We start from the raw sequence: 6,749 nt of genomic DNA, 5'->3' as shown, positions 1-6,749 counted from the left end.
GCATAAAGCGCCTAGAAAAGTGGATGGTATTACATTAGCTAAACCAATGAAAGTTCGTGATTTAGCTAATATTTTGATGGTTTCAGAAATGACTTTGATTGAATTGAATCCTGCATGGTTACAAAGTGTACGCATTAATAAAGTTGCAATTCCAGTAGAAATTCCAGTTTGGTTGCCAAAAGGTAGTGCTAAAAAATTACCATCTGATATTGGCAGAAGAATAGATAAGCGTTAGGATAAGATAGATATTAGGTATGAGGTTTGTATGAATCCATTACAAAAGTTGAATCAATTGGGTCAAAGCGTTTGGTATGATAATATCGAACGAAGTATGCTGAATGTCGATGGTGAGCTGGCTAAGCTGATTAAAGAAGATGATTTACGAGGAGTTACCTCTAATCCTGCCATTTATGATAAAGCTATTCGCAGTTCATCAGCTTATGATGCAGATATTAAAGAGCTACAAAAAAGCTTCAATTCCCCGAGTGATATATTTTTTGAATTGGCGGTGAAAGATATTCAAATGGCATGTGATCTATTCATGCCAGTGTATCAAGCAACGAATAGTTTAGATGGTTATGTGAGTTTAGAGGTTTCTCCCGATTTAGCACATGATGTTGTCGGTACAATTCAAGAGGCAAAATTATTGTGGAATAAGATCAATCGTAAGAATGCCATGATCAAAGTGCCTGCAACGATTGAAGGCATTGAAGCCATGTCTCATTTGATTTCAGAAGGAATTAACATCAATGTAACATTAATCTTTTCTATTAAACGTTACTTACGGGTAATTGAAGGTTATATTTCAGGTTTAGAGAAACGTGTGTCAGCAGGGAAGCCTATTAATCATATAGCATCGGTAGCGAGTTTCTTTATCTCACGTATTGATGCTGCGATTGATCCTATGTTGGCTGAAAATGGTAAAGCCTTGCAAGGTAAAGTTGCAATTGCAAATGCACAGAAAGCTTATCAGCATTTTTTAGAGCATTATGGCGAAAAAAGATTTAAAGATCTTCAAGCAAAAGGTGCGAAGCCACAGCGTCTATTGTGGGCATCAACGGGTACAAAAAATCCAGAATATTCTGATGTTTTATATATGGATTCATTGATTGGTACAGAAACTGTGAATACTGTGCCACCGGCTACATATGATGCTTTTCGTGATCATGGCACAGCAAAGTTGACTATCATGGATAATATGGCAGATGTTGATGGAATTTTAGAGCAATTAGATTCATTGGGTGTTTCATTGGAAGATGTGACTAAAAAATTAGAAAGAGAAGGCATTGCGCAATTTGAAACAGCGTTTAATGCTATGATGGACACCATTAACGAAAAATTATTAACTTTATAGAAAGTGTGGAACATTATGATTATTCAACCAAAAATTCGTGGATTCATTTGTACAACAGCACATCCGACAGGCTGTGATGAAAACGTTAAAGCGCAGATTGAATATATTCGTTCAAAGGGTAAATTAGAGAATGGCCCAAAACGTGTATTAGTGATCGGTGCATCCACAGGTTATGGTTTGGCTTCTCGTATCGAAGCAGCATTCGGTAGTGATGCAGCAACAATCGGTGTATTTTTCGAGAAACCAGGTACAGAAAAGAAAACGGGTACCGCAGGTTGGTATAACTCAGCAGCTTTTGATAAATATGCAAAAGAAGCGGGTTTATACTCTAAAAGCATTAATGGGGATGCATTCTCTGATGAAGTTCGTGCAAAAGTAATCGAATTGATTAAAGCTGATTTAGGTACTGTCGATTGTGTTGTTTACTCATTGGCTTCTCCAGTTCGTAAATTGCCAGCAACAGGCGAAGTTGTACGTTCTGCATTGAAAACAATCGGGGATACATATCGTGCGCCTTCATTAGATACAAACAAAAATGAGATCATTGAAGCAACTGTAGAACCAGCAACTGAGCAAGAAATTGCAGATACGATTACTGTAATGGGTGGCCAAGATTGGGAATTATGGATGAAAGCTTTAGATGAAGCTGGCGTTTTGGCACCTAATGTTCAAACAGTTGCTTATTCATATATCGGGACAGCAATCACATGGCCAATGTATTGGCACGGTACTTTAGGTAAAGCTAAAGAAGACGTAGAGCGTGCTTCACGTGAAATCAATACAATGCTCAATGCTAAATACCAAGGTAAAGCGGCTGTTGCTGTATTGAAATCAGTTGTAACTCAAGCATCATCAGCAATTCCTGTTATGCCTTTATACATTTCAGCAGCATTTCGTGTGATGAAAGAAACTGGGTTGCATGAAGATTGTATCGAACAAATTCAGCGTTTATTTGAAACTTGCATGTATGGTAATACAGGTGAAGTGGATGCTGAAGGCCGTTTTCGTTTAGATGATTGGGAATTAAAGCCAGAAGTACAAACTGCTTGTGAACTAATCTTGAAAGAAGTGACAACTGAAACAGTGGATACTTTGACAGATTACCAAGGTTATAAAGAAAACTTCTCGCGCTTATTTGGTTTTGGTTTAGCGGCTGTAGATTATGAAGCTGATGTGTCACCAGAAGTGAAATTTGATGTGATTGAAATGGTGTAATCATCTATGAAAATAGAATTAAGTAAGCCATTTTTTGTTAATACTGTCACAATCATAGGAATTGGTTTGATCGGTGGATCTCTAGCGCGTGCATTGAAGAAAAATAATGCAGTAGGTCAAATCATTGCGTATGACAATAATGAAGATGCTTTAGCACAAGCTAAAGCATTGGGTGTTGCTGATATTGTGACAACTGACATTGAGATGGCTGTTAAAGATTCAGACATCATCATCATGGCGACTCCCATTACAGTGATGGGCACGCTCATGAAAGAGATGATGCCATTTCTGAAAGAAGACGCAATTGTGAGTGATGTGGGTTCTACTAAGGGGTCAGTTATTCGTACAATTACTGAAGCAGTGGGTTTTTTACCAAAGCGTTTTGTGCCAGCGCATCCGATTGCTGGTACGGAAAAACATGGTGTAGAAAACTCCTTTGCTGAGTTATTTGAAAAGCGTAGAACCTTGATCATCCCGCATATTAATAATAATCATACAGCCGTCACAACATTGACAAAAATGTGGGAAGCTGTAGGGTCAATTGTGGAAGAAATGGGTGTAGTGCATCATGATCAAGTCTTGGCGGCAACATCTCATATTCCACATTTACTAGCTTATAGTACAGTGGATACATTAGCTAATTTAGATGATCGGGCTGAAATTTTTCGTTTCGCAGCAGGTGGATTCAGAGATTTTACGCGTATTTCAACATCTAACCCAGAAATGTGGACGGATATCTGCTTAGAAAATAGAGAAGCAGTGCTTGAAGTTCTCCGTGCGTATTTAAAGAAAATAGCGTTGGTGGAAGAAGCATTGGATAAAGAAGATCGCGAAACAATATTAGAAGTTTTTAGTCGAGCAAAACACGCAAGAGATAACTTTTATCACGAACCTTAACTGATAAAGAAGGAACGGATGTCTAGAGTCGTTGACGAGAAAAAATTGCGAGATTGGTTCATTGAATGCCATGGTTCTTGGCCGGATGAAGAATATCAATTTTTGATGAAGTACCAAGATGATGAACGTTTTAAACGAGCATTGGAAACTGCTTATTTACTCGGACAAGTCTCAGGCATTCCTCTGCGCATTACTGCCATGTTCTTTGTTTTGGAAATCCCAATTGATCAAGTACCCGAGTCTTATCGTAGTTTCTTACGCCAATTGAACTTGTTGAAAGAAACAAGTGATTTATCTGGTGCTCAAGAAAAGACGAAAGAAATTTTGCGCAAAATGTTATTGGCAATTGTTGAAGACGTTCAAACATTGGTAATCATTTTGGCTAATCAAGTTGTCAAAATGCGTCATTTAAAGTTTGAAAGTGATGAAGTCAAAATAACAGTTGCAGAGCAAACGCGGGATGTTTTTGCGCCATTGGCGAATCGTTTGGGGTTAAGTCGCTTTAAATGGGAATTGGAAGACGAAGTACTTCACTATTTAAGGCCACAAGATTACAAGATGATCTCTAAGAACTTGAATGAAAAACGCTTGGATCGTGAAGTTTATATCCATCAAATCATTGAAGAACTTGAGTTAATGGTGGCATCGGAAAATATTGAGGCAGATATTTCTGGTCGAGTAAAGCATATTTATAGTATTTGGAAAAAGATGACTACAAAAGGAAAATCTTTCGAAGAACTATTAGATGTGCGCGCTGTGCGTGTGATCGTCAAAAATTTATCTGACTGTTATCGCGTATTGGGGATGGTACATGAAAAATGGCCTCCTTTACCGAAAGAGTTTGATGACTATATCGCGAACCCCAAACCTAATGGTTACCAATCATTACATACCGCGGTGTTAGGGCCACAAAATAAGGCAATTGAAGTTCAAATTCGTACGCGAAAAATGCATGAGCATGCAGAATTGGGTGTCGCTGCACATTGGCATTATAAAGAAAGTGATGCATCTTTAAGCCAACAAGCTAAACTGAATCGCGTGCGCCAGCTATTAGATCAAGAAGCAAATAGTGAATCATCTAAAGAGCTATTAGATAAAGATCTTTTTGGTGAAAATGTTTATGTATTGACACCAAACCGTGAAGCAATTGAATTAGTAGCGGGCGCAACACCATTGGATTTTGCTTATCAAATTCATACAAACTTAGGTCATCGTTGTCGTGGTGCAAAGGTGAATGGTCGAATTGTTCCATTAACGTATGTTTTGAGCAATGGTGATGAAGTTGAGATTTTAACAGGGAAGAATGCTTCTCCAAGTCGAGATTGGTTATCACCACATTTGGCTTATGTAAAATCTAATAGAACACGTGCAAAAATTCGAGGTTGGTTCAAGCAGCAAGCACAAGAGAAAAATATTGCAGCGGGTAAGCAATTATTAGATCGAGAATTATCTCGTTTGAATTTAAATTTATCTCCGGATGCCTTATTAAAAATTGCAAAAAAATTGAATTGTAATTCAGTCAATGAGCTACATGCGCAATTAGGTTCTGGTGAAGTTACCCTTAATCAGTTCTTAACACGTGTACCAAATATGCATGTGGTTGAACAACCTGTAATAACTGCTGATTCTTTGATTCGGCCACAAACACAGACAAAAAGTAATGATGGTGGTGTTAGAGTACAAGGTGTAGGCAACTTATTAGTACAAATGGCACCTTGTTGTAAACCGGCTCCACCTGATGTTATTGGCGGATTTGTGACGGTGAATCGTGGTGTTGTGATCCATCGTAAAACTTGTTCTAACTTTATCAATATGGTGGAGCAATCGCCAGCACGGGAGATCGATGTGGATTGGGGCTATGATGCCGATCAAAAAGCAACATCTGATTTGATCATTAAAGCACATCCGCACCATGATTTATTGAAAGAAGTGAATAATTTAATCACGAATGAACAATTAAGAATCATTGATATTACGATCAAAAATGATGAATCTGGCATTGCAACCATTTATGCAACTGTGGAATTGAATCATTTAAATCAATTAAGCCGTTTGATTGATCGTTTGGTCCAATTACCATTTGTCATTGAAGCTCATAGACGATAAAAAGAGGGGAGTATGAACAAGATTTTAATTTCAGTTGCAACATTGCTTTTTGTCACAGCATGCGCAACAACAGAGGCTAATATGTCTAATAATCCGAATATTGTCACTGTAAAAGATATACAGCATCATAATTATATTTTAGCTGAAATTGATGGTAAAACTTATCGGACAGCAAAGAATGCAATGTCACCTAATATATCTTTTGGTGAAAAAATGCATGTTTCTGGTTCAATGTGTAATAACTATTTTGGTCAAGGCGAATTAAAAAATGGCGTATTAACAGTAAAGGCTCTTGGTATGACAGAAAAATTCTGTGCGGATAGAACATTGAATAATTTAGATAGAAAAATTGGTCAATTATTAAGTGATGGTGCGAAATTGACATTAGATAATGACGGTCAAAATTTAACATTATCAAATGCATCAACAACTTTGAAGTTTGCACTTAAAGATTATGTGAATTAATTATCAGTTGACTGTGAATGATTAAAGGCTTACTTCGGTAAGCTTTTTTCTTATAAATATAAGAGATACTATGAGCCGTTTACAAAGTTTATCCTCTTTGGTTTTACCTTGTATGGTGATGATTGGCTATATTGTTGGTGATACTGTTTTTACAATATGGATGAGCATTCAATTAGATCAGCCTATAGCCATTCAAAGATTATTTTGGCATTTATCGAGCTTTTATTGGTTATTAAAGATAGTGTGTCCATTATTGGCATCATTTGCGTGGATTTTTAAACATTATAAAATTGCAATAACAATCAAAAACAGTCTATATATTGTTTTGATTACATGCTTATTAGTTTTGATGCTCAATAGCCTGAATATAGGATTAACAAAATATTTATATGAAATCTTAAGCACAGAGCCATTCATGATTTTCTCATTGAAAATCTCTCCTGTATTGAATATTTTGCTGATACCTATCGGATTACCTTTATTGTTTTGGGTTTTACTCAGTATAAAATTACCTTTAACTCACCAAAAAGAAACACAAACATTTAGTCATAGCATCATATTATTTTTATTACTGTGTGCAGTTGGCACAATATTGTATGGGGTGCTTATCTTATGTGTTCATTCTTATTTCACGCTTGATCATATTAAATTTATGCTATGCATCATGGTAGGATGCTTTATTTATGATCGTTTACAGTATGCATCTTTCTAT

Annotated in this window: 6 protein-coding genes and 1 pseudogene; all 7 read left to right on the top strand. The window is 36.7% G+C overall.

From position 1 onward, the window contains the following. Nucleotides 1-235, top strand: a pseudogene (locus BZK14_RS13385) (lytic transglycosylase domain-containing protein); the annotation flags it as partial. Nucleotides 236-265: 30 nt separating this feature from the next. Continuing rightward, nucleotides 266-1,354, top strand: coding sequence for a transaldolase (gene tal, locus BZK14_RS11525; protein WP_077926624.1), 1,089 nt, complete (start codon nt 266-268; stop codon nt 1,352-1,354). A 15-nt stretch (nt 1,355-1,369) separates the two neighbouring features. Continuing rightward, nucleotides 1,370-2,569 carry an enoyl-ACP reductase FabV gene (gene fabV / locus BZK14_RS11520; protein WP_077926623.1) on the top strand — a complete coding sequence of 400 codons (1,200 nt, stop codon included), beginning with the start codon at nt 1,370-1,372 and terminating at the stop codon, nt 2,567-2,569. Between the two features lie 6 nt (nt 2,570-2,575). Then, nucleotides 2,576-3,466, top strand: coding sequence for a prephenate dehydrogenase (locus tag BZK14_RS11515; protein ID WP_077926622.1), 891 nt, complete (start codon nt 2,576-2,578; stop codon nt 3,464-3,466). Nucleotides 3,467-3,484: 18 nt separating this feature from the next. Continuing rightward, nucleotides 3,485-5,572 carry a RelA/SpoT family protein gene (locus BZK14_RS11510; RefSeq protein WP_077926621.1) on the top strand — a complete coding sequence of 696 codons (2,088 nt, stop codon included), beginning with the start codon at nt 3,485-3,487 and terminating at the stop codon, nt 5,570-5,572. Between the two features lie 12 nt (nt 5,573-5,584). Beyond that, nucleotides 5,585-6,037 carry an META domain-containing protein gene (locus BZK14_RS11505; RefSeq protein WP_077926620.1) on the top strand — a complete coding sequence of 151 codons (453 nt, stop codon included), beginning with the start codon at nt 5,585-5,587 and terminating at the stop codon, nt 6,035-6,037. Between the two features lie 70 nt (nt 6,038-6,107). Continuing rightward, on the top strand, nt 6,108-6,749 hold a 642-nt coding region (locus tag BZK14_RS11500), incomplete at its 3' end, for a hypothetical protein (RefSeq protein WP_143691465.1).

Source organism: Wohlfahrtiimonas larvae (assembly GCF_002006755.1).
Lineage (GTDB): Bacteria > Pseudomonadota > Gammaproteobacteria > Cardiobacteriales > Wohlfahrtiimonadaceae > Wohlfahrtiimonas > Wohlfahrtiimonas larvae.
Note: the sequence above shows the minus strand (reverse complement) of the source record. Positions and strands in the feature narration are given on the sequence as shown.